Below are 21,866 nucleotides of genomic sequence, written 5' to 3' on the forward strand. Positions count from 1 at the left end.
ACAACTATAAAGCTTAAGAGGAGCTAATCATGATGAAAAAAACGACTAAACTCATGCTGTCCAGTTTGTTAGGGGCATCCATGTTATTCGGTGCGGGCGTTGCGTCTGTACAAGCGGCTGACTACAAATTGCGGGCAGTGGCTAACTCCAATGAAAATGATGAAGACTATGATGGCTTGGTAGTATTCAAAGATTTCGTAGAGTCTCACTCTAACGGCAAAGTAGAAGTTGAGCTATTCATCGGAACGCAGCTGTGTGCTAACGGTACAGAGTGCATGCAAGCACTGGAAGATGGCTCGGTCGATATTTATATTTCGACCTCTGGCGGTGTTGCCAACATGTACCCTTATGTACAAGTACTGGATCTGCCTTACATTTTACGCGATGACCGTGTTGCCGAGACGGTATTGGCGGGCGACTTTACGCGTGAAATGCGCAAAGCAATTCTGGCTGATTCAGATGATAAAGTACGCTTGATGACGATCGGTAATACTGGTGGTTGGAGAAACTTTGCCAACACTAAGCGCGAAGTAAAAACACCTGAAGATATGAAGGGTTTGAAAATCCGTACCGTAGTTGCTGATTTACCTCAGGAGCTGGTTAAAGCTTTAGGTGCTAGCCCAACACCAATCCCATGGCCTGAGCTGTTCACTTCATTCCAAACTGGCGTAGTTGAAGGTTCTAAAAACGGAATCACGGACATTATGGGAATGAAATTCCCGGAAGCAGGTTTGAAAAATGTAACACTGGATGGCCATGCGTACATGAGTGCTTTGTGGTACATGAACAATGAAGCATTCCTGGATATGGACGAAGCAACCCGCAAAGTGATTGTGGATGGCTTTAGTGCATTGCAGCAGGCGACGTTTGCGTCACCAAAGCGTAAATCAATTAAAGCCTATGCTGATTACAAGAAAGCGGGTGGCAATCTGTACGTACCAACGCCTGAAAATAAGGCAGCATTCAAAGCAGCCGCTGAGCCGGTTTATGCTTGGTTTAACAAGAATGTGAAAGATGGCGAGAAGTGGTTTAACTTGTTGTCCGCTTCTGCGGCAACGGCAGAAAAAGAGATTGAAGCGGCTTACGCGTCAGACTTGAAGTAAGGGAAAAAAGGAGTTGCGGGGAGCGTTGTTATTATTATTGTGCTTCCCCGCATCATTCAAACCCCGAAGGGTTGAGAGCTTTGTGCTTGTTAGCACTTAGTTCTCATTTGTAACAAAATCAGCAACATTTGTTGTTATTTTTCTTCTTATTGTTTTATTTTGTTGTCGCTGTTAGCCCCTGGAAGCTGAGTACTATTCTACGGATTCGGACTGAATGATTTATTAACCTCAGCACTTAATTAACTTCTATTCATCAATAAAACCACAATCCAGAAAGCGTGTATTCAGATAAGCCAAAAGATTGTTGCTATCGCATCTATTGTCGTCGTTTGGCCGAAGAAATTAGTCGTAGGGATATAAGTGTGCCTTGTAGTCTGCGATCAGCAGTTGAGCATCGTGAACTTGTTCCTTAGTCATTTTCTTAATGACTTCCTCTTGGCTAATCGCAGCATCCGGATCGCCACCGATGGCGGAGAGCACATACCACATATATGCCCGTACTAAATCTTTGCCCACACCACGACCCACTTCGTAATACCAGCCAACGCCAGATTGTGCGCCGGGATGTGCTTTCATTGAGGCACGCAAATACCATTCAAATGCCCGACGATCATCTCTGGCCACGCCCAAGCCCATGGCATACATAACTCCAATCAGTTCCTCAGCATCGGCATTGCCAGCTTGCGCAGCGGGTAAAAACTCCTGCATGGCTTCGGTGAAGCGGCTTTGCTCCATCAACTGGCGACCTTTCTCAACATCTGCGAAACTGGTTTGCCACACACAACAGGTGAGTAGGGTAGTGAATATAAGCTTTAAATGCGGCATAGATTTCCTTCGTTTGAGTATCAGAGCCTTGGCGGCTAGCTGTGTGTTAGTCAGCGGTGTGAACGCTGCTGATATGACGGCTTCAGAGTTGGCGCTGCCCGAGGCATTAAGCGATGCAGATTTTCGTCCTATTAATCTTGAGAGTGCAGCGCTTGGGCGCTTGTTATTTTACGATAAAATCCTTAGTGGTAATAAAAATATTGCCTGCTCTACGTGCCATCATCATGACTTGGCTAGTGGCGATGGGCTGTCGTTGGGCATTGGCGAGGGTGGTATTGGTTTGGGGGCGAAGCGTACTGTGGGTATTGGCTCATCGAAAGTGAAGCGGCGGGTACCGCGCAATGCTTCAGCCTTGTTTAATCTGGGCGCTTATGAGTTTACCAGTCTGTTTCATGATGGTCGGGTGTCGGTTGATCCTATTTTCCCGAGTGGCTTTAACTCGCCAGCGGAAGAGTTTTTGCCAAAAGGGCTCAATAGCTTGCTGGCAGCGCAGGCGCTATTTCCGGTGACGTCGCCAGTTGAAATGGCGGGTGAGCGCAATGAAAATGAAATTGCCGGCGCGACACGGCGTCGACCAGATTATGTTTGGCCTATTTTAATAAGGCGAATTCAAGCGGTTGAGGGGTATGAGCCATTATTTAAAAAGGCTTTTAGCGAGGTGGAGCAAGCGAGTGATATTACCATTGTGCAGGTGGCGAATGCTTTGGCTGACTTTATCGCGCATGAGTGGCGAGCAGACCAAAGCCCATTTGATCGCTATTTGCAGGAGCGTAATCGCCTAAAGAGTGTTTCGCAAAGTGTAGAAGCGTCATCGGTAGCAAACGCTGTAGGTAGTTCTGTTTCGAGTGACGACAAGTCATCAATACTGACACCGGAGCAAATTGCCGGAATGAAGCTATTTTATGGCAAGGCACAATGCGTGAGTTGTCATAGTGGCAAACTGCAAACCGATCATCAGTTCCATGCCTTAATGCTGCCGCAGTTTGGTCCGGGCCGTACCCGTCGCTTTGAGCATATCGCTCGCGATCGTGGTCGTTTAAATGAATCTGATCGATTGGAAGATAGTTACCGCTTTCGAACGCCAAGTTTAAGGAATGTAGCCGCCACCGGGCCATATGGCCATAACGGCGCTTATGCCACGCTGGAAGGTATTATTCGGCATCATTTATCCCCCGAGGAGAGCTTCGATAGCTATCAGGCAGATCAGTTGGTGATGCCGCAGGATGAGTATCTACTTAAAACTGATTTTATATCCCAGCAAGATGCGCGTGAAATGAAGCGCTTGCGGCGTTATCGGGACATTAACTTGCCGATGCTTGATGAGAGTGAAATAAAGCAACTAGTGGCTTTCTTGCATGCATTAACGGATCAGGCAGCGCTGTATGGCAAGCTTGGCGCGCCGGAGTCAGTGCCCAGTGGTATTGCGCTGGATTAAGTCGGGCGAGGCATGAAATGCTCCGACATGCCTCGCCAGAATGTGGGCTAGCTTATTAGCAAGCGGGGGATTGCAGTTGTTTGTGGCGATACATCGACGAAGATAATACGTCGCGCATCAGGGCCTTGTTTATTGGTTGGAACGCGAACACACGCCTGTAACGATGGAATAATGAGCGCTACGAGTAAGAGCTTTATTATTTTGTCATTCACTGTACTGTCCCTGTAGTGGATGTTTTTGTTAGTCGTTATTTCATAGAGAAACGGTGCCTTCAGACTCCGCTAAAGGCACTTCAAAAATAACATTGATTGCAAGCCTGACCTAGTTAAAAACAACGCCTTGTTATGAAACTGTACAAATGGTCAAGGTTTGATGAAAAGCTCATCTGAAAAATTATGCCAGCTTTCGAAGCCATTTCCGTTCGCGGCACGGCTAATCATATAGCCACTGAGCTTGTTATCTTTCAGGAAGGTTTCGCCTTGTTTTTCGCCGAGTACCATCAATGCAGTCGCTAAGCCATCGGCCATCATGCTGCTTTCATGGAGTACCGTGACGGAAGCCAAGCGGTGTTTGATCGGCTTGCCGGTGGCTGGATCAATCGTGTGGGAGTAGCGCTCACCATCTCGTTCGAAGTAATTGCGGTAGTCACCAGAAGTTGCGACACCGACATTATCCAGCAAAATGCCTTCTTGGATAATGCGCTCAGTAGTGCTGGGCTTTTCGATAGCAATCCGCCACAAATCGCCATTCACCTTACGGCCATGCGCACGAATCTCACCACCCACTTCCACTAAATAGCTGGTGATGCCTTCTGCTTCTAGTTGCTCAGCCAGTGCATCAACTGCATAACCTTTAGCTATTGCGGATAAATCAATGCGTAACCCCGGAATTTGCTTACGAAGCGCCGGTGGGGATTGCTGAAGTTCTAAACGTTGGTAACCCATGGATTCACGAGCGGTAGCAATGGCAGCATCATCAGGGTTATTGTTTTTAAAGTTTGGACCAAAGCCCCACAAGTTCACTAGCGGGCCAACGGTGATATCAAAAGCACCATTGCTCATCTTGCTGATTGTTTGTGCAGCGGCGGTGACTTTTAAAAACTCCGGTGAAATTGGAAACCACTCGGTACTTTGCGAGTCATTAAAGCGGCTGATTTCAGAGTCTTTAATATAGGTCGACATTTGCTGGTTGATGCGTACTAGCGAAGCATCAATTTCCTGCTGAATCGTCTTGGCATCCAGCTCAATGTCTTCCGGTGGATACAAGGTGATATTGTATCGTGTCCCCATAGTGGGGCCGGTCAATTTAATCGGTTCTGCAGGTTGGCTACAGCTGCTTAATTGCGCCGCGATGACGACTAAGCATAAGGCTGTAACAATAAACTTAAAGCTGGGGATTGAGAATCTGCTCACTTCCGCCTCGTATGACTTTCAGTGTTAATGATGGAGAGTCTGCCACTTGTTGCATGATATTGGCGGCTTTATCCGGGCCGTCAATCAGCACGTCATTCACCTCGGTGATCACGTCGCCATTCCGTAGGCCTAAAGCACGGAACAACTCTCGGTTACGGCTTGGATATACCCGAATCCCTTTGATTTCGCCATTTTCACGTACGATAGATGGGGTAATCACTGACATTAGAATGTTTGGATTTTCGATGGCTTGCTCGCGAAGCTCAGTCAAGGTTTCGATTTTTCCATTGCCCGGCGTTGGCATAGCATCCGGAGCAGGCTCATTAGTCATCTCATCATCAGCCGCATCGGCTGCTGCTTGGCGACGGCTTCGGAAGTTCGATGCGGTTTGACTGCTGCTAGACCGGCTAGATGCTGTTTTCGCACTAGCAAAGTCTGGCAGCTTAATTTCTTGCTCTACGCCATTGTTATTAATAATGACATTGGTGGTATTGATTCTAACGACCGAAACTCCGGTATCCTGAGCTTCTTCGCCAGGTGCTGCCTTTGGAATCATATCGCCTTGGCGGTAAGCATCTTCAGGCTTGCCGTTATAAGACATCATCGCGTAGCCATTGCCATTCTTATAAGCCAGAATGGCAGAGACTTTAAGGTTTAGATTAGTCGGTTTTGGCGCGACTTTTTTAACCGGAGTTGGAGCACGAGCAATAACAGGAGCTGCCTTTGGGATAACGCCAAATAAGTGTTCATCCGCGATAAGCTTGCCATAATTTTCTTTAGTACCGCTGGCAAGGTTTACTCGGCTGCTGCTACGGCTGGCTGCTTCCGCCACTTGGGGGACGGGTGTAACGACCAGCCATAACAAGTTGGCCAGCGTAACGCCCAGCGCAATCACCATAAAAAATGTCAGCAAACCGGGAGCGCGTTGTAACCACTTTTTGGCATCACTCATACGCTAGACTCCGTTAAGCGACGTGCAACCTCACGGTATTTGTCTGCTGTTTTCTCAAGTATATCGGCTGGAATCACTGGGCCGGGAGGAGTTTTATCCCAATCCAGCGTCTCCAGATAATCCCGAACAAACTGCTTGTCGAATGAAGGAGGGCTTGTGCCTTCCTGATATTCATCGGCAGGCCAGAAGCGAGAGGAGTCAGGCGTGAGAATTTCATCAATCAGAATCAGATTGTCATCTTCATCCAAACCGAATTCGAATTTGGTATCGGCAATTATAATGCCACGTTCTAAAGCATAAGCCGCCGCTTCAGTGTAAAGCTGAATGCTGGTATCGCGAATCTTAGCTGCAAGCTCTGCGCCAATGCGTTGCTCCATCACAGAGAAAGCAATGTTCTCATCGTGATCGCCCACTTCCGCTTTGCTGGATGGCGTGAAAATAGGCTCTGGTAATTTGCTCGCCTGTTTCAACCCGCTTGGTAGCGTGATGCCGCAAACTGCGCCAGTCTTTTGATAATCTTTCCAGCCGGAACCAATCAGATAGCCGCGTACGATGGCTTCAATCGGCAGCGGCTTTAGGCGACGGACCACAATGGCACGGCCTTCCAGCCACTCGGCTTCTTCATCCGTTACCGACAGCTCATCGATATCAATGTCGGTCAGATGGTTTGGAATCACGTGGGATAATTTATCGAACCAGAAGTTGGATACCTGCAGCAGGACTTTACCTTTATCCGGAATTGGCTGTGGCATGACCACATCAAATGCAGATAAACGATCGGTGGTTACAATCAGCATGTACCCGTTGTCGAGTGCATAGATATCCCGAACCTTACCTTGGGCAATGAGTTCGAGGTTTTTTAGTTTTGGCTGGCTCATAAATCGTTTACGTAGAGATAATAGAAAACGGTGCTATAATATCAGGTTTTTTGCAGGATATTGGAGTGAATGTGATGTCACAACCTGTGGTTGGCGTTGTAATGGGTAGCAGTAGTGATTGGCCTGTTATGTCAAAAGCCGTTGAAATATTAGAAGCCTTTGATATTCCTCATGAATACCGGGTCGTTTCGGCGCACCGTACACCAGACTTGCTGTATGAGTATGCAGAAGCCGCTGGTCCAAATGGCTTAAAAGCGATTATCGCCGGAGCCGGTGGTGCTGCGCACTTGCCGGGCATGTTGGCGGCGAAGACGATTGTGCCTGTTTTAGGTGTTCCAGCGCCGTCGCGTTACCTGAAAGGTGTCGATTCTTTGCACTCGATTGTGCAGATGCCAAAAGGGATTCCGGTGGCTACGTTTGCAATTGGTGAAGCGGGTGCGGCAAATGCGGCCTTATTTGCAATTGCGATGTTGGCTGTAACCGATGAAGCATTGGCGACTAAGCTGACCGCTTATCGCGAAGAACAGCGCCAGCACGCGCTTAATATGACATTACCTCCAGAAGCATGAATACAGAAATGATTTTACCTGGCGCCACAATCGGTATGATTGGTGGCGGACAACTCGGCCGCATGTTTGTGATTGCTGCAAAGTACCTCGGCTACCGAGTGATTGTATTGGAGCCGGGCCCCGATAGCCCTGCAGGCCAAGTCGCCGATGAGCAAATTGTTGCGGAATATGACGATGCAACGGCGTTAGCTATTTTCGCTGAGCGCTGTGATGTCATCACCACCGAATTTGAAAATATTCCTGCGCATGTATTAGAAAGCTTAAGTGCGACTTGTCCGGTTCGCCCATCAGCCCAAGCGCTGGGTAAAACGCAGGACCGCATCGTTGAGAAAGATTTCATTCGCGAATGTGGTTTGTTGCCCGTGCCATACGGTGCCATCCGCACCCGCTCTGATGTCGCTACCGCGATTGATGCGATTGAGTTCCCAGCCATTTTGAAAACCGCGCGCTTTGGGTATGACGGCAAAGGCCAGATTACCGTGAACACGCCGGATGAAGTGGTTGAAGCCTATCATGCGCACAACTCAGCAGATTGTGTGCTAGAGCAGCGGATTGATTTAGCTTGCGAAGTCTCTGTAGTGCTAGCACGCAATGAGCGTGGCGAGACTCAGTGTTTTCCGGTTTCTGAAAACCTGCATCGCGATGGCATTTTGTATCAAAGTATTGTGCCAGCGCGTGTGGATGAGTCTATCGCTAAGGCGGCCCAAACGGCAGCTAAGCACATTGCTAATCAGTTGGATTATGTCGGTGTACTTGCGGTTGAGTTCTTTGTCACAAAGCAGGACGCTTTGTTAGTGAATGAAATTGCGCCGCGCACACATAACAGTGGCCATTTTACGATTGATGCGTGTGTGACTTCGCAGTTTGAGCAACAGGTTCGTACGGTATGTAATTTGCCATTTGGTGATACGCGTTTACTAAGCCCTGTTGTAATGACTAATTTGTTGGGTGATCTGTGGGGCGATAGCCAGCCAGATTGGCAGCACGTGTTTAACAGCCCAGCGACTAAGCTGCACTTATATGGCAAAGCCTCTGCACGGGCGGGTCGCAAGATGGGCCATTACTGCACCTTGGCTGATTCGGTGGAAGCTGCCCAAGCGGAAGCGAACACTATTTTTACTGCATTGAGTGAATAGGCATGACAAACGAAGATTATTTAAAGTCGCTACGCCAGGATATCGAGTTCAAAGCGACGCTGTGCGATAAGCTGATGGTGTTTCGCTCAACGTGGGGAATTTTCTCGCCACGTGAAATTGATGCAGGTACCGATCTGATATTGCGCTATATCAAGCCTGCTGAAGATGCGGATATCTTTGACTTGGGCTGTGGTTATGGTCCGATTGGTTTGACACTAGCCAAGCTTGCGCCAAAAGGCCAAACGCTGATGTGCGATAAAGATTTCATGGCGGTGGATTATGCCAACCGCAATGCAATCTTAAATGGCATCAAAAATGCTGAAGCGATCTTAAGTAACGGCTTTCAACACGTTGATAAGGATCGCCGCTTTGATATGGTGGTTTCCAATGTGCCGGCTAAAGTTGGCAACGAGATGATGACGCTGATGTTGCATGACGCTTACCGTCATATGAAGCCGGGCGGAGAAATCTACTTGGTGACTGTGAATGGCTTGCGCCAATACATGAAGCGTAATCTGAAAGAAGTCTTTGGTAACTACGATAAGTTAAAGCAGGGTAGTGCGTATACCGTTCAGATGGCGACTAAAGAAGGCTGATTTATCAGGGAGGCTGGTTGAGAGTTTGACAACCAGCCTTTATCGAATTGCTTAGCTAAAATCCCCACCCAGCAATGCGCCGGTAAAGTTCTCAGCATCAAACGTCTGCAAGTCATCAATACTCTCGCCCACGCCAACAAAGCGAACCGGAATGCCTGTCTGGTTAGCAATGGCAAATAAAATCCCACCCTTTGCCGTACCATCCAGTTTAGTCACGGTAATACCCGTTAAGCCAAGCGCGTTATGAAACTCTTTGGCTTGCGCTAAAGCGTTCTGACCGATACTCGCATCAACAATTAACATTATTTCATGCGGCGCGGTTGGGTCGACCTTTTGCATGACCCGCTTAACCTTTTTCAACTCTTCCATCAGGTTAGTTTGGGTGTGTAAGCGACCCGCTGTGTCGGCCAGCAATACGTCGATACCACGAGCTTTAGCAGCCTGCATGCCATCAAAAATAACCGATGCGCTATCTGAGCCTTGGCCTTGGGCAATGACTGGAACTTTGTTGCGCTCACCCCAGGTTTGCAGCTGTTCAACCGCCGCAGCACGGAAAGTATCACCCGCCGCTAACATTACCTTTTTGCCATCATTCTGGAATTTCTTCGCCAGTTTGCCTATCGTAGTAGTCTTACCAGCGCCGTTAATGCCGACCATCAAAATAACCATCGGCTTTTTGCTGCCATCAATTTCCAGAGGCTTAGCGACAGGCTTCAGGATATCGCTCATGCTGCGATACAAAGACTGCATCAGTGCTTCAGTATCATTTAGCTCGTTGCGGTCAACTTGCTGAGTCAGGTCTTTAATGATTTTTTGGGTAGCTTCAATGCCAACATCGGCCATTAACAAGCGAGTTTCCAGTTCTTCCAGAACTTCATCATCAATCTGTTTTTTGCCCATAAACAGATTGCCGAAGCCTTCTGTTAGTGAGGAGCCGGTTTTAGATAAGCCACTTTTTAACCGGGAGAACAGGCTAGGCTTTTCTTTGGTTTCAGTGCTTACCGGTGCGGGGGCTGGAGTCGGTGCAGGCTCAGTTGCTTTGGCAACGGGTGTCGGCGCAGGTACTGGCGCAGTTGGTGTTTCATCAGGTGTGCTTACGGGCGTGTTTTCTTGAGCGGCTGGCAACTCGGCAGCGGTCTCATTCCCTTGTTCAAGCTGTTTTTTCTTCTTGAAAAATTTGAACATCGTTTATACTTCAATTTTGGTTAATAAATGTGAATCATGTAATGCAGAGAATCTTATCACTTGGGAAGCCAATGCGTAACTGTCGCGTGCTGTTTGCGGCAGTCCTGATGTTGAGTATGCCGGTTCAGGCAGAGACGAGCGCGGTTGCAGCGCCCGATACGACCACTAATGCATCAAAGATTACAGAGAAAACCCTGAGCAACGGGCTGAAGGTCATCGTAAAAGAAGACCATCGCGCACCGATTGCTGTGCTACAAGTTTGGTATCGAATTGGTACTAGTTACGAACATGAAGGCATCACCGGCCTGTCGCATGCGCTTGAACATATGATGTTCAAAGGTACGACGACTCGTAAATCAGGTGAGTTTGAAGTGATTCTGGCGCGTAATGGCGCTCGCAATAATGCATTCACCTCACAAGACTACACCACTTATTACGAAGTGCTGGCAGCGGACCGCTTGGAAGTGGCGTTTGAGCTGGAAGGCGACCGGATGCGTAATCTGGTGCTGGACAAAGATGAGTTCGCTAAAGAGATCGAAGTGGTTAAAGAAGAGCGCCGTATGCGCACCGACGATAACCCGAATTCTAAAATGCGCGAGCAGTTCAACGCCGTTTCTTATCTGAATAATCCTTACCGTGCGCCAGTGATTGGTTGGATGGAAGATTTGGATACGATGAAACTGGCTGATCTGAAAGATTGGTACAACAAGTGGTATGCGCCAAACAATGCAACCGTGGTTGTGGCGGGCGATGTGAAGCCAGAAGCGGTATTCGCATTAGCAGAAAAGTATTTTGGTGATTACAAGTCGGTTGAGCTGCCGGAAGTAAAGCCACGTACTGAGATCCCACAGGTCGGTATTCGTGAGATTGTTGTTAAAGCGCCAGCGAAAGTGCCAAATATTATGATGGGCTTTAAAACGCCAAGCATGATCAGCGCGAAGCAAGGCAAAGTAGAAGCGTGGGAGCCGTATGCATTAGATGTGCTGTCAACGATTCTGGATGGCGGTAGTAGTGCGCGCTTCTCCAAAAATCTGGTGCGCGGTAAAGAAATTGCTGCCGGAGCCAGTGCCTATTATATGGCTTATGGCCGTATGCCAGAGCAGTTGATCGTTTCTGGTGTGCCAGCAGATGGTGTTGATATCAATGACCTGCGCAAAGCGTTACTGGCAGAAGTTGATGTATTCAAAACCGAGTTGGTTACCGAAGAAGAGTTGGAGCGCGTAAAAGCGCAAACCTTAGCCTCTGAGATTTTCCAGCGTGATTCAGTTGAGCACATGGCAACACTGATCGGTATGATGGAATCTGTTGGTTTGGGCTGGTCGATTTTGGATGAATATCAGGATCGCGTTATGGCAGTTACTGCTGAGCAAGTCCAAGCGGTTGCGAAAAAATACCTGAATGAAGATCAATTAACAGTGGCACGACTTGAGCCTCAGTCACTGGATAATCGAGGGGCTAAGTAATGCGTATCCTGAGAAGTTTCGTACTGCTGGTCGTCACCAGCGTTGCCAGTTCGGTGGCTTTTGCTGGTCCGAAAATTGAAAACTGGACTTTAGATAGTGGCTTGCGCGTGTTCTATGTCGGGATTGATGATCTGCCGATGTTAGATATCAATGTCACGTTTGACGCCGGTAGCGCTCGCGATGGCAAGCAGTCTGGCTTGGCGAATATGACCATGTCGATGCTGGATAAAGGCGCGGCAGGCATGAATGCTGATCAACTGGCGGAAGTGTTTGAGTCAGTTGGTGCTAATTTCTATTCTGATGCCTCACGTGATAACGCCAATATAGGTTTGCGTACGATTACACTGGAAAAGCCGTTCAAAACCGCCATTGATAACTGGTTGGCTGTTATGGCGAAACCAGAGTTTCCGGAAGCAGACTTTGAGCGTTTACAAAAGCAGATGATTGTGGGCTTTGAAGCGGCTAAGCAAAACCCAGGCAGTATTGCTGGCGAAGCGTTTTATAAGAACCTGTATGGCGACCATCCTTATGCTATGCCAGTTAGCGGCACTGAAGACAGTGTTGCCGCGCTGAAAACGGATGACCTGAAGGCGTTCTACCAGCGCTACATGGTTGAAGATAATGCCATGGTGACGATTGTTGGTGCAGTGACCCGTGAAGAAGCTGAGGTATTGGCTAAGCGTGTGGCTGAAGTACTGCCTAAGGGTGAGAAGCCAGAGCCCATTCCACCGGTTAAGCTGCTGACTGAGTCAAAAACGGTACACATTCCGTTCCCATCTAGTCAGGCTCACATTATGATTGGTCAGCCTGGTAATAAGCGTGGCGACCCTGATTACTTCAAGCTATACCTTGGTAACCATCCTTTTGGTGGTGGCGGATTTACGTCGCGCTTAATGAAGGAGATTCGGGTAAAGCGTGGCTTGAGCTACAGCGTTTACAGCTATTTCTCCGTTTCACGTGAGTTTGGACCGTTCCTAATGGGCTTGCAGACCAAGGTTGCACAGATTGATGAGGCAAAGCAAGCGCTTGAGGATTTGCTCAATCAGTACCTTGAAACTGGCCCGACTGAAGAAGAGATTGAAGAGGCTAAGCTGAATATTACTGGCGGCTTCCCAATGAATATCGCGGGTAACAGCAATATTGCTAACTATGTCGATATGATCGGTTTTTACGGTTTGCCATTGGATTATTTGGATAAGTTTACGGGTGAAATCAACAAGCTAACACGCGATGAAGTGGCTGATGCACTTAAGCGTCGAATTAACCCAAAAGCGATGTTGACGGTCATTGTAGGTGGCGAAAAGGCTGATGAGCAAAGCACGAAAGAGTAGTAGCAACCGGCTACGTATCATCGGCGGTCAGTGGCGCAGTCGGCAGCTTTCCTTTGTGGAAGCGCCGGGTCTGCGCCCGACTCCGGACCGGATTCGGGAAACACTGTTTAATTGGTTGCAGGGTGATATTGCGAGTGCACGCTGCTTAGATTTATTTGCGGGTAGCGGGGCGATCGCCTTTGAAGCCTTGTCTCGCTATGCCGCTGAAGTCGTACTGGTTGAAATGCACCCCAAAGCTGCGCAGCAACTGCGGGATAACCTGCAGATACTTGAAAATGGTGAGGTCTCGCGTGGCGAAGTGGTCAATGCCGATGCCTTGAGCTTTCTAACGCGTAACTCAAAGCCGTTTGATTTGATTTTCTTAGACCCGCCATACCGAAAAGGCTTACTGCCAAAGGTGTTGGATCTGATTATGGAGAAGCAATTACTGACGCCGCATGGGCTTATTTATCTGGAGCACGAAGCTGAAGAGTCATTTGATTGGTCAGTGTGGGGTTTAGATATCAAGAAGCAGAGTAAAGCGGGGCAGGTAATGGGGTATTTGTTGGAGCCGATTGCGGCCTCCTGAACAGTTGATGCAGGAGGCTTCGGCCCTTATTAGTTTAGTGTGCGCATGGTTTGGTACTGACCATTGCCAGTGGTCGTCAGCATGTCAGCAATCATTGGATTATTAACTTCCATATCTGACTGATCCGAACAAATGTTTTGCTGGGAGACATAAGCCATCACCGAGTCGTCATCAACCAGTACATGGTACCAAGGTTGGTTTTTAGGCGGCTCGTTCTTGGCATGCTGCTCATACCATTCATCGTCACCATCAAATTCGGGGTCTACATCCACAATCACGCCACGAAAATTATAGTGTCTGTGATAAATCACTTGTCCGATATTAAATTCAGCTCGATTAATTTTCATATTTCACCTGATGATAAATCTCAATTGTTTACAATGATGGGGGATCTGCGTCACATTTCAAGTAATGCCTAATATAAAGTCATTATAGCATCTGTTAGCTGAATCTACGGTTTAACCATTGTTTTCGTTTAGTGATAAACTGCGGTTTCAACCTACTACGAAGCACAATCTATGAGTCCCTTTGAATCCGTCGACAAGCCTATTTTCATTTCAATAGTCGGAGCCTCCTGCTCAGGAAAGACTGCGTTGGCTAATAATATTGCCAAACGATTTAATGAGCAGCAAGTCAGTGTCATCGCCGAAGACGCTTACTATAAACGCCAAGATCACCTGACTATTGAAGAGCGGATCACAACCAACTACGATCATCCGGATGCTTTTGACCACCAGCTTCTGCAGCAGCACATGAGTCAGCTCCGCAAAGGCTTCGCCATCGAAAGCCCTACTTATGATTACGTTAATCATAACCGTTCGGATATCACTCAGACTATTAACTCGACGCCGGTTGTGGTTGTTGAGGGGATTATGCTGTACCACTCCAAGGCAATGCGCGACCTGTTCTCCTTGAAGCTCTTTGTGGATACGCCCTTAGATATCTGCCTGGCGCGTCGTATTGAGCGTGATGTACATGAGCGTGGCCGTACGGTCGCTTCGGTGCTTACGCAGTACCAGAAGACGGTACGACCCATGTATCAGGAGTTTGTAGAGCCTTCTAAGTACTATGCCGACCTGATTGTTCCAATGGGTGGCCATAGCCAAATCGTGTTAGACGTCCTAAACACCAAAATCAATCAACTAATTACAGGCTGAAACTGAATAACTACGGTTTTGTTGCTGAGGGAGACCTCAGTAGGGCCTTTTATGACAGTTTTATGTAACTGGGTTACATTTTTTTGGGTTATTACGTAATATATCACTTGATATTCAATAATTATGAAATTAAACTACAGAAATTAGTTAAACGATGCCCGCAAAAGGTGAAACATTATGGCGATAAAAGTTGGTATAAACGGATTTGGACGAATTGGTCGCATGGTATTTCGTGCGGCGATCGCAAACTTTGATGATGTCGAAGTAGTCGGCATCAATGACTTGCTGGAGCCAGAGTACTTAGCCTATTTGCTAAAGCATGACTCGGTTCACGGGCACTTTAACGGTGATGTTGTCGTTGAGAACGGACACTTAGTGGTTAACGGTAAAGTAGTACGCCTAACGGCTGAACGCGATCCTGCAGCCCTGAAGTGGGATGAGATTGGCGTTGATGTAGTTGTGGAATGTACTGGTATCTTCCTGACTGAAGAAACCGCGATGGCTCACCTGACAGCCGGTGCTCGTAAAGTTGTACTGTCTGCACCGTCTAAAGATCACACGCCAATGTTTGTATACGGTGTGAACCATGAGTCTTACGCCGGTCAGAAAATTGTTTCTAACGCATCTTGCACCACGAACTGCTTGGCACCTGTAGCTAAAGTACTGAATGACAAGTTCGGTATTAAGCGCGGTTTGATGACAACTGTTCATGCGACAACTGCAAGCCAAAGCCCTGTTGACGGTCCTTCACGTAAAGACTGGCGCATGGGTCGCGGTATTCTAGAAAACATTATTCCTTCCTCAACGGGCGCAGCAAAAGCCGTTGGCAAGGTAATTCCAGAGCTGAGCGGTAAGTTGACGGGTATGGCATTCCGCGTGCCAACCTCTAACGTTTCGGTTGTCGACTTAACGGTTGAGCTGGATAAAGATACGTCATATGAAGAAATTTGTGCGGCAATGAAAGAAGCATCAGAAGGTTCGATGAAAGGCGTTTTGGCCTATACAGATGAAGCTGTTGTTTCCAGAGACTTCGTCGGCGAAGTTTGTACTTCAACATTTGATGCAACCGCTGGTTTGTCACTTGATGAGACTTTTGTAAAAGTCATCTCTTGGTACGACAACGAGTGGGGCTACTCCAACAAGATGCTGGATATGGTACGCGTAGTGTCTCAGGACATTTAAACGTCATTGGCTACCAGCGTTTTTTCGCCGGCACCCTTATTGGTTGCCGGCTTTTTTTTGTCTGGTGAAATTTGCTGAAACTGAGTCGATTAAAAGAAATTAATAGAATCTCAGAGAATGAGCGTTTAGACTGCATTCCGCGTTATCAATATGTTGTGTAACTAATTTGAATGAATTAACTCCGAAAGAGCCAATGAATACCTCAGAAAAATCCGATACAACTGTGGCAACACAAAAAAAACAGAACCCTTTTATCGACCTGATCGTGAGTATCGTGATTCCTTCGGTAATCCTCATGAAGCTCAGCGGACCCGATAATCTTGGACCGGTTTTTGCGCTGGTCTTGGCATTGGCTTTTCCAATTGGCTGGGGTCTTTACGAACTGATCGTTCACAAAAAGCGTAACTTTGTTGCCTTGCTGGGTATTGTGAGTGTACTGCTCACCGGTGGTATTGGTCTGTTCAAACTGGATACGCAATGGCTGGCAGTGAAAGAGGCTGCAATCCCTGCGATTATTGGAATTGGTGTATTGGTTTCCAGTTACACAAAATATCCGCTAGTAAGAACCATGTTATTTAATCCTGCGATTCTGCAAGTGGATAAAATCAACGGAATACTGGAAGAGAAAAACAATAAAGCTGAATTTGATCAGCGCCTGTTGAAAGCCAATTACTTTTTGGCGGGAACCTTCTTCTTTTCAGCCGTGATGAATTACATTTTGGCGAAATGGATTGTTGTTAGCCCATCCGGCACAGAAGAGTTTAATGCTGAGCTGGGTCAAATGACGTTAATGAGTTATCCAGTGATCGCTATTCCATCCATGATTATGATGATGGGCGTGTTTTATTATATCTGGCGAACCATTAACCGGCTTTCCGGACTTGAGCTGGAAGAGATTGTTGCAGCAAAAGATTAAAGCGCCTCAGTAAAACCCCGAATAATGCGAGAGCCTGATATACGCAGGCTTTCCCTCTGTTATACTCAAAAAATGAATAAGAAAGTACCTGAATTGCTCGAACAGTATGAGGATATTGTCATCCTTTGGTCCCTACGTGCCCTTTATAACCTCAAGGGTTATATGCGCATGGATACCGAATTTGGTTTGTATGGTCATGACCGTGCCTTAAGCGTGGTTGGGCTTGAGCACCTGATTGATAAACACGATGACGAAAACCCAATCTCTAAGAAAAAATTCCGTCGTATTTTGAAAACACAAAGCGAATTGTATGAGGCTAAGAATATTCCTCATGACGGCGTGTTGTTCAAAAATCTGGACGAGCTCGGTAAGTTAGTTGAACTCAGTGATATTGAGAAGAAGCTACTGGCCTTTGGTATTCTGATTCATGCGATTAAAGACTTAACGGAAGTCTGTGGTGTGTTAGGTGACTTAACGTCGCGCGGCGTGATTAATACGCTGAGTGTGATTTTGGATCTTGACCCTTCAAGCATTCGCCAAGCTTTATCATCTGATGGCTTGCTAAATCGAACTGGCCTAATGCGTCTTGAATGCAACTTTCCGGATGAGTTAGATGATCAGTTGGTATTGCTTGATGAAATCACCGATGTATTGCTGGACGACGAAGTGCTGGACATCATGCAATCGCTGCGTCGCTTTTTCAAAGTTGGCAGCGAAGCAACGCTGAAGCCAGAGGACTTTTCACATGTTGATAAAGACTATGACTTGGTGCATCACTATTTGCGTTCTGCGACCAAGAAGCGTTTAAAAGGCGTTAATATTCTCATTTATGGTCCACCGGGAACGGGTAAAACCGAAATGGTTCGGACTTTGGCAAAAGATTTAGGTTGTCCATTGTATGAAGTTAACAATACCGGCGAAGGTGTCGTTGATGAGTATGAAAAAGCACGGGTCGATTCCTATCAGTTGTGCCAGCAGGTATTAAAGCGCACGCCGGAAACCTTGATTTTATTTGATGAAATCGAAGATGTATTCCTGCGCGATGGCAGCATGGAGCGTTTTGGTATTCGTACCAGCTCAGATACCAAGAAAGGTTGGTTTAATCAGTTGTTGGAGGAAAACGAGGTGCCCGCAATTTGGGTATCCAACGTGATTTACCACATTGATGAAGCCATTCTGCGCCGCTTTGACTATGTGATGGAGTTGAAAACGCCGCCACGTCAAACCCGTATTCGCATGTTGCGCGAGTATGCAAAAGGCTTGAATGTCAGCGAAAAGTGGTTGGAGCAAATTTCGGGTAATGAATATCTGGCGCCGGGCTTAATTGCGCGTGGTGTTCGGGTAGTTTCAGAGCTGGGATTGGAAAAGCCTGCTGAAGTTGAAGCGCACTTGGAACGAATCATTGGAAATACCCTAAACGCGATGGGCTATGACAAGGATTTATCCAAAGGTGTGAAGTCGCCGATTACTTATCGTCTTGATGTGCTAAATCCGGATTATGATCTGGTGACCTTGCAGGCTGCGTTAACCAAAATGCCAAAAGGCCGTATTTGTTTATATGGCCAGCCGGGAACGGGTAAAAGTGAATTTGCTCGCCATGTTGCTGAAGTGTTGGATATTCCACTGATTACTAAGCGTGCTTCGGACTTGTTGGATCCGTATTTGGGAATGACTGAACGCCACTTGAGTGAAATGTTTGAACAAGCGATGGATGAAGGCGCAGTGTTGTTGCTGGATGAAGCCGATAGCTTTCTTCAGGATCGAGCACGAGCGCGTGAAAGCTGGCAGGTATCTCAGGTCAACGAACTGCTGACACAAATGGAGCAGTTTGATGGTTTGTTTTTCTGCTCAACCAATTTGATGGAGCAGTTAGATCAAGCATCGCTACGTCGCTTTGATTTAAAGATTAAATTCGATTTTTTGAAGCCAGAGCAGTTGTGGTCTTTGTTCCAGCAAGTGTTAGACGATTACGAAGCTGAAGTGCCTGATGAGGAAAACTGGAAGAAGCAGATTGTTGGAATGCAGGGCTTAACGCCAGGTGATTTTGCAACGGTTGCGCGTCAAAGTCGTTTTTCAGGAAAGCCGTTGGATGCTGAAGCATTGCTGGATGGTTTAAAGCGAGAATTGCAGTTTAAGGCTTATGGCGCTTACAAGAATATGGGCTTCATTAACAACAGTTAGTGGAAAGCTCGAAAGAATAAAAGCCGGCGATATTTAACGATATCGCCGGCTTTTTTGTTTTACGCCGGTACTTGTGGAATTTGCATGCCAACCATTTCACGCATTACGCGTAATACCTGAGTACTGTAGCCGTACTCGTTGTCATACCAAACATACAATACACAGCTATTATCCTGTGCAATCGTTGCAACCGAATCAAAAATCCCAGGCTCTGGTGTTCCAACGAAATCCGTTGATACCACTTCAGTCGATGAAGAGTAAGCAATTTGCTCATGCAGATCAGAGTTCAGTGCAATGTTACGAACGTGGTCGTTGATTTCATCACGGGTAGGGGAGCTGGATAAGTTCAGCTTGATTACTGCCATAGATACATTTGGCGTTGGAACACGGATAGCGTTACCAGTTAGCTTGCCTTGTAGTTCAGGCAATGCTTTGGAGACTGCTTTTGCCGCACCGGTTGAAGTCAGTACCATATTCAGTGGTGCACTACGGCCGCGACGCTCGGCACTGTGATAATTATCAATCAGGTTTTGGTCATTCGTGTAAGAGTGAATGGTTTCAACGTGACCATTTACAATACCGTACTTATCGTTCATTACTTTCAGAACGGGAGTAATTGCATTGGTGGTACAAGATGCCGCACAAATAATGGTGTCATCCAAGCTAACATCAGTGTGGTTTACACCATAAACGATGTTTTTAACATTGCCGCCAGCGGGTGCTGTAAGTAGTACCTTCGATGCACCTTTTGGTACTAAGTGACGACCAAGCGCCTCTTCAGTTTTGAATACACCCGTGTTATCAACAATGAGTGCGTTATCGATATCGTATTCTGTGTAATCAATTTCTTCAGGGCTGCCAGCATAGATAACTTTAATGTAGTTACCATTGGCAATGATTGCGCTGTTCTCGTGGTCGACCGTAATCGAACCATTGAATGGGCCGTGGATAGAGTCGCGACGTAGTAAGCTGGCACGTTTTTCCAAGTCGCCTTTACCTTTGCTGCGAACAACAATGGCGCGAAGGCGTAATTTATTACCGGCAGTGGTTCTTTCAATCAATAGGCGGGCCAGAATACGGCCGATACGTCCAAAACCGTAAAGTACAACATCTTGAGGTTGAGCGAGGAGGCTGATATTACCGTGATTAGCTTCGGCAACGGCGCCCAGAAGGTAGTCTTCCAGGGATTGATTAGTGTCAAGCTGTGCAAAATTGTGCGCCAGCTTACCAATATCAACGCGTGAAACGCCGAGATTCATTGTTTGGAGGACACCGAGAACTTCGGTGGTTGCCTCAAGACTAATATTTTCACCAACCATGCGACGACCAAGGCGGTGTGCTTTGATGATGTCGATCGTGGAGCTGTTCATTAGCTTGCGACCGAAAATGGTGAGAATCACACCCATTTCCCGGTACATTTGACCAACGGTCGGGATCATTTTTTCGGCTAATGTTTGTTCATTCAAGTAATCTGCCAAATAGGCATCGCTAGTAGATTTGCTCACAAATAACTCCTCTCATGGGTTGAAGACTGGTTAGTTGCAGGGCATCTTACTGGAAGAAATATCGATTAGGGAAGTGTTTAAGAGACGAACAAGCCCCTCAATAGTGCGTTTTGATTCGATTCCGATACTAAGGATTCGCTTTTTAAGAGGGTAAAATGAGGGGTAGAGAAGCGCTTGTGAAGGACTGATAAATGAATTTATCCCAGAACGCTCTCATTACATAAAGAGCGTTTTGGGTGATGAAAACAAGCTTAGAGTGCTTCCAAAATTGTTTCTGCTTTACTGGATTCGAATGTCTTAGGTGGTTCAATATTCAACAGGCTTACTACACCATTATCGATAATCATTGCGAATCGTTGTGCACGAACGCCACCAAAATCACCGGTATCCATTTCTAAGCCTAAGGATTTAGTAAAGGCTGCGCCACCATCAGCGATCATCGTGATATTTTCGGCATTTTGATCTTTAGCCCAAGCCTGCATAACAAACGCATCATTTACCGATAGGCAAGCAACCATATCGACACCCTTTTCAAGGAAGCTGTCAAAAAGTGTTACGTAGCCAGGTAAGTGAGCTTTTGAACAAGTCGGGGTAAATGCGCCTGGTAATGCAAACAGTACTACTTTTTTGCCGGAAAATAATTCCGTGCTAGTGGTGCTGGTTTGTTCTACGACGCCGGCAACTGTGATGTTTGCCGTTGGGACTGTATCTCCAACACTAATCATAAGAGGTTTCCTTGGTTGATCTTGGGTTGATAAAGAGTTTCAGGGCATAGTGCCATAGGCCTATTGCATCGGCAATAGAGTGTTTTGATGGGGAGAATGACTAGAGTTTTAGGTATTTTCTGGATGTGAGTGCCTTGGTTTGTGATTCCTATTATTGATAGATGGCATGTCCATTAGTCAATTTCTACTCCGCTTTTGAAAATCAATTTGTTAGAATTTTTACCTTAAGATCTTTTTATGATGCTAGATACATCATAGATATCGGTTTTTATCTTGATCTAATCACTCGTAAATAATAATAAAAAAGGAAAATATGAAAAATCTTAAATTGATTCAACTCTCTGTCGCTGCAATGTTGGCTTTTGGTAGCTCTTCGGTTTTCGCCGAGATGGTCAATATTAATAAAGCTTCGGCGCAAACCATCGCACATCACTTAAGTGGCATCGGTATCAAGAAAGCGGCAGCTATTGTGAAGTACAGAAATGACAACGGTGTCTTTAAGTCGGTTGATGACTTAACTGAGGTAAAGGGCATTGGTGATAAATTGCTAGCGAAGAACCTCGCTGATCTGTCTTTATCTAAGGGAGCTGTTGCTCTTGATGCTTCCACACCGAAAGTCGTCAAAATCAGTTCAACCAAAAAGACCACCAAGGCGAAAAAGACTGATAAGTCGGATGCTGTTGTGACGGCTTCTACTAAGAAGGCAAGTACGCCAGAAGCAGTCGTAGATAAGCAGAGTGCTAAAGA

Annotated in this window: 21 protein-coding genes (1 of these 21 only partly in view); 13 read left to right on the top strand and 8 right to left on the bottom strand. The window is 46.7% G+C overall.

Annotated features, from left to right (window positions below):
- The first annotated feature begins 29 nt into the window (after positions 1–29).
- A complete protein-coding gene (locus LEUMU_RS0121465; protein WP_022954367.1) occupies positions 30–1,103 on the top strand; it encodes a TRAP transporter substrate-binding protein in 1,074 nt (357 codons plus the stop codon).
- A 342-nt stretch (positions 1,104–1,445) separates the two neighbouring features.
- On the opposite strand, the gene LEUMU_RS0121470 is transcribed toward LEUMU_RS0121465, so the two are convergent.
- On the bottom strand, positions 1,446–1,928 hold the full coding sequence (locus tag LEUMU_RS0121470; RefSeq protein ID WP_040504002.1) for a tetratricopeptide repeat protein: 483 nt from the start codon (positions 1,926–1,928) through the stop codon (positions 1,446–1,448).
- Between the two features lie 13 nt (positions 1,929–1,941).
- Between LEUMU_RS0121470 and LEUMU_RS0121475 the strand changes: the two genes are divergently transcribed.
- A complete protein-coding gene (locus LEUMU_RS0121475; RefSeq protein ID WP_211223050.1) occupies positions 1,942–3,363 on the top strand; it encodes a cytochrome-c peroxidase in 1,422 nt (473 codons plus the stop codon).
- Positions 3,364–3,725: 362 nt separating this feature from the next.
- Here LEUMU_RS0121475 and LEUMU_RS0121480 read toward each other — a convergent pair whose 3' ends face one another.
- From LEUMU_RS0121480 to LEUMU_RS0121490, 3 genes are all read right to left on the bottom strand, one after another.
- Positions 3,726–4,652, bottom strand: a complete 927-nt coding sequence (locus LEUMU_RS0121480) for an FAD:protein FMN transferase (RefSeq protein ID WP_211223051.1) — start codon at positions 4,650–4,652, stop codon at positions 3,726–3,728.
- Between the two features lie 94 nt (positions 4,653–4,746).
- Positions 4,747–5,727 (bottom strand): type II secretion system protein N, encoded by a 981-nt coding sequence (locus LEUMU_RS0121485; protein ID WP_022954369.1) that lies wholly within the window; start codon positions 5,725–5,727, stop codon positions 4,747–4,749.
- The gene (locus LEUMU_RS0121490) at positions 5,724–6,605 is read right to left on the bottom strand and encodes a phosphoribosylaminoimidazolesuccinocarboxamide synthase (RefSeq protein ID WP_022954370.1); all 882 of its coding nucleotides are present in this window, start codon (positions 6,603–6,605) and stop codon (positions 5,724–5,726) included. The genes LEUMU_RS0121485 and LEUMU_RS0121490 overlap by 4 nt, the downstream gene beginning before the upstream one ends.
- 74 nt (positions 6,606–6,679) lie before the next feature.
- On the opposite strand from LEUMU_RS0121490, the gene purE reads away from it, so the two are divergent.
- From purE to LEUMU_RS0121505, 3 genes are read left to right on the top strand one after another with little or no spacing between them, the layout of a single operon-like run.
- Positions 6,680–7,174, top strand: coding sequence for a 5-(carboxyamino)imidazole ribonucleotide mutase (purE, locus tag LEUMU_RS0121495; RefSeq protein WP_022954371.1), 495 nt, complete (start codon positions 6,680–6,682; stop codon positions 7,172–7,174).
- Positions 7,175–7,182: 8 nt separating this feature from the next.
- Entirely contained in the window at positions 7,183–8,310 is a 1,128-nt protein-coding gene (locus LEUMU_RS0121500) for a 5-(carboxyamino)imidazole ribonucleotide synthase (RefSeq protein WP_022954372.1), read from the top strand.
- A 2-nt stretch (positions 8,311–8,312) separates the two neighbouring features.
- Entirely contained in the window at positions 8,313–8,906 is a 594-nt protein-coding gene (locus tag LEUMU_RS0121505) for a class I SAM-dependent methyltransferase (RefSeq protein ID WP_022954373.1), read from the top strand.
- A gap of 51 nt (positions 8,907–8,957) precedes the next feature.
- On the opposite strand, the gene ftsY is transcribed toward LEUMU_RS0121505, so the two are convergent.
- Positions 8,958–10,091: a signal recognition particle-docking protein FtsY gene (ftsY, locus tag LEUMU_RS27270; protein WP_022954374.1), complete on the bottom strand. Its 1,134-nt coding sequence runs from the start codon at positions 10,089–10,091 to the stop codon at positions 8,958–8,960.
- Between the two features lie 41 nt (positions 10,092–10,132).
- Between ftsY and LEUMU_RS0121515 the strand changes: the two genes are divergently transcribed.
- Genes LEUMU_RS0121515 through rsmD form a run of 3 tightly spaced genes read left to right on the top strand, consistent with a single transcriptional unit; the run spans position 10,133 to position 13,453 of the window.
- Complete coding sequence (locus tag LEUMU_RS0121515) at positions 10,133–11,554, top strand: M16 family metallopeptidase (RefSeq protein WP_245570711.1); 1,422 nt, start codon at positions 10,133–10,135, stop codon at positions 11,552–11,554.
- Positions 11,554–12,885, top strand: a complete 1,332-nt coding sequence (locus LEUMU_RS0121520) for a M16 family metallopeptidase (protein ID WP_022954376.1) — start codon at positions 11,554–11,556, stop codon at positions 12,883–12,885. Before LEUMU_RS0121515 ends, LEUMU_RS0121520 begins: the two co-directional genes overlap by 1 nt.
- Positions 12,863–13,453, top strand: coding sequence for a 16S rRNA (guanine(966)-N(2))-methyltransferase RsmD (gene rsmD / locus LEUMU_RS27275; protein ID WP_022954377.1), 591 nt, complete (start codon positions 12,863–12,865; stop codon positions 13,451–13,453). Before LEUMU_RS0121520 ends, rsmD begins: the two co-directional genes overlap by 23 nt.
- A gap of 29 nt (positions 13,454–13,482) precedes the next feature.
- Here the strand turns inward: rsmD and hspQ are convergent, their stop codons facing one another.
- Positions 13,483–13,800: a heat shock protein HspQ gene (gene hspQ, locus LEUMU_RS0121530; RefSeq protein ID WP_022954378.1), complete on the bottom strand. Its 318-nt coding sequence runs from the start codon at positions 13,798–13,800 to the stop codon at positions 13,483–13,485.
- A gap of 171 nt (positions 13,801–13,971) precedes the next feature.
- Here hspQ and udk point away from each other — a divergent pair, with 171 nt between their 5' ends.
- From udk to LEUMU_RS27280, 4 genes are all read left to right on the top strand, one after another.
- On the top strand, positions 13,972–14,610 hold the full coding sequence (udk, locus tag LEUMU_RS0121535; RefSeq protein ID WP_022954379.1) for a uridine kinase: 639 nt from the start codon (positions 13,972–13,974) through the stop codon (positions 14,608–14,610).
- Positions 14,611–14,787: 177 nt separating this feature from the next.
- The gene (gap, locus tag LEUMU_RS0121540; protein WP_022954380.1) at positions 14,788–15,792 is read left to right on the top strand and encodes a type I glyceraldehyde-3-phosphate dehydrogenase; all 1,005 of its coding nucleotides are present in this window, start codon (positions 14,788–14,790) and stop codon (positions 15,790–15,792) included.
- A 193-nt stretch (positions 15,793–15,985) separates the two neighbouring features.
- Positions 15,986–16,708 (top strand): VC0807 family protein, encoded by a 723-nt coding sequence (locus tag LEUMU_RS0121545; protein ID WP_022954381.1) that lies wholly within the window; start codon positions 15,986–15,988, stop codon positions 16,706–16,708.
- A 72-nt stretch (positions 16,709–16,780) separates the two neighbouring features.
- On the top strand, positions 16,781–18,889 hold the full coding sequence (locus LEUMU_RS27280; RefSeq protein WP_022954382.1) for an AAA family ATPase: 2,109 nt from the start codon (positions 16,781–16,783) through the stop codon (positions 18,887–18,889).
- Positions 18,890–18,948: 59 nt separating this feature from the next.
- Here LEUMU_RS27280 and LEUMU_RS0121555 read toward each other — a convergent pair whose 3' ends face one another.
- Positions 18,949–20,394 (bottom strand): glyceraldehyde-3-phosphate dehydrogenase, encoded by a 1,446-nt coding sequence (locus tag LEUMU_RS0121555; protein WP_022954383.1) that lies wholly within the window; start codon positions 20,392–20,394, stop codon positions 18,949–18,951.
- 251 nt (positions 20,395–20,645) lie between these two features.
- The gene (locus LEUMU_RS0121560; protein ID WP_022954384.1) at positions 20,646–21,119 is read right to left on the bottom strand and encodes a peroxiredoxin; all 474 of its coding nucleotides are present in this window, start codon (positions 21,117–21,119) and stop codon (positions 20,646–20,648) included.
- 313 nt (positions 21,120–21,432) lie between these two features.
- Between LEUMU_RS0121560 and LEUMU_RS29355 the strand changes: the two genes are divergently transcribed.
- Positions 21,433–21,866, top strand: partial view of a ComEA family DNA-binding protein gene (locus tag LEUMU_RS29355; RefSeq protein WP_022954385.1) — the 5' portion only. 10 nt of this gene lie beyond the right edge of the window; only the first 434 of its 444 coding nucleotides appear in the window; it begins with the start codon at positions 21,433–21,435; the stop codon falls past the right edge of the window.

The organism is Leucothrix mucor DSM 2157 (assembly GCF_000419525.1).
Taxonomy (GTDB): Bacteria; Pseudomonadota; Gammaproteobacteria; order Thiotrichales; family Thiotrichaceae; genus Leucothrix; species Leucothrix mucor.

What these genes read in the sequence shown, in the direction of transcription:
- LEUMU_RS0121465 (WP_022954367.1), top strand. Translation starts at nt 30, where the DNA reads ATGATGAAAAAAACGACTAAACTCATGCTGTCCAGTTTGTTAGGGGCA.
- LEUMU_RS0121470 (WP_040504002.1), bottom strand. Translation starts at nt 1,928, where the DNA reads ATGCCGCATTTAAAGCTTATATTCACTACCCTACTCACCTGTTGTGTG.
- LEUMU_RS0121480 (WP_211223051.1), bottom strand. Translation starts at nt 4,652, where the DNA reads ATGGGGACACGATACAATATCACCTTGTATCCACCGGAAGACATTGAG.
- LEUMU_RS0121485 (WP_022954369.1), bottom strand. Translation starts at nt 5,727, where the DNA reads ATGAGTGATGCCAAAAAGTGGTTACAACGCGCTCCCGGTTTGCTGACA.
- LEUMU_RS0121490 (WP_022954370.1), bottom strand. Translation starts at nt 6,605, where the DNA reads ATGAGCCAGCCAAAACTAAAAAACCTCGAACTCATTGCCCAAGGTAAG.
- purE (WP_022954371.1), top strand. Translation starts at nt 6,680, where the DNA reads ATGTCACAACCTGTGGTTGGCGTTGTAATGGGTAGCAGTAGTGATTGG.
- LEUMU_RS0121500 (WP_022954372.1), top strand. Translation starts at nt 7,183, where the DNA reads ATGATTTTACCTGGCGCCACAATCGGTATGATTGGTGGCGGACAACTC.
- LEUMU_RS0121505 (WP_022954373.1), top strand. Translation starts at nt 8,313, where the DNA reads ATGACAAACGAAGATTATTTAAAGTCGCTACGCCAGGATATCGAGTTC.
- ftsY (WP_022954374.1), bottom strand. Translation starts at nt 10,091, where the DNA reads ATGTTCAAATTTTTCAAGAAGAAAAAACAGCTTGAACAAGGGAATGAG.
- LEUMU_RS0121515 (WP_245570711.1), top strand. Translation starts at nt 10,133, where the DNA reads ATGCAGAGAATCTTATCACTTGGGAAGCCAATGCGTAACTGTCGCGTG.
- LEUMU_RS0121520 (WP_022954376.1), top strand. Translation starts at nt 11,554, where the DNA reads ATGCGTATCCTGAGAAGTTTCGTACTGCTGGTCGTCACCAGCGTTGCC.
- rsmD (WP_022954377.1), top strand. Translation starts at nt 12,863, where the DNA reads ATGAGCAAAGCACGAAAGAGTAGTAGCAACCGGCTACGTATCATCGGC.
- hspQ (WP_022954378.1), bottom strand. Translation starts at nt 13,800, where the DNA reads ATGAAAATTAATCGAGCTGAATTTAATATCGGACAAGTGATTTATCAC.
- udk (WP_022954379.1), top strand. Translation starts at nt 13,972, where the DNA reads ATGAGTCCCTTTGAATCCGTCGACAAGCCTATTTTCATTTCAATAGTC.
- gap (WP_022954380.1), top strand. Translation starts at nt 14,788, where the DNA reads ATGGCGATAAAAGTTGGTATAAACGGATTTGGACGAATTGGTCGCATG.
- LEUMU_RS0121545 (WP_022954381.1), top strand. Translation starts at nt 15,986, where the DNA reads ATGAATACCTCAGAAAAATCCGATACAACTGTGGCAACACAAAAAAAA.
- LEUMU_RS27280 (WP_022954382.1), top strand. Translation starts at nt 16,781, where the DNA reads ATGAATAAGAAAGTACCTGAATTGCTCGAACAGTATGAGGATATTGTC.
- LEUMU_RS0121560 (WP_022954384.1), bottom strand. Translation starts at nt 21,119, where the DNA reads ATGATTAGTGTTGGAGATACAGTCCCAACGGCAAACATCACAGTTGCC.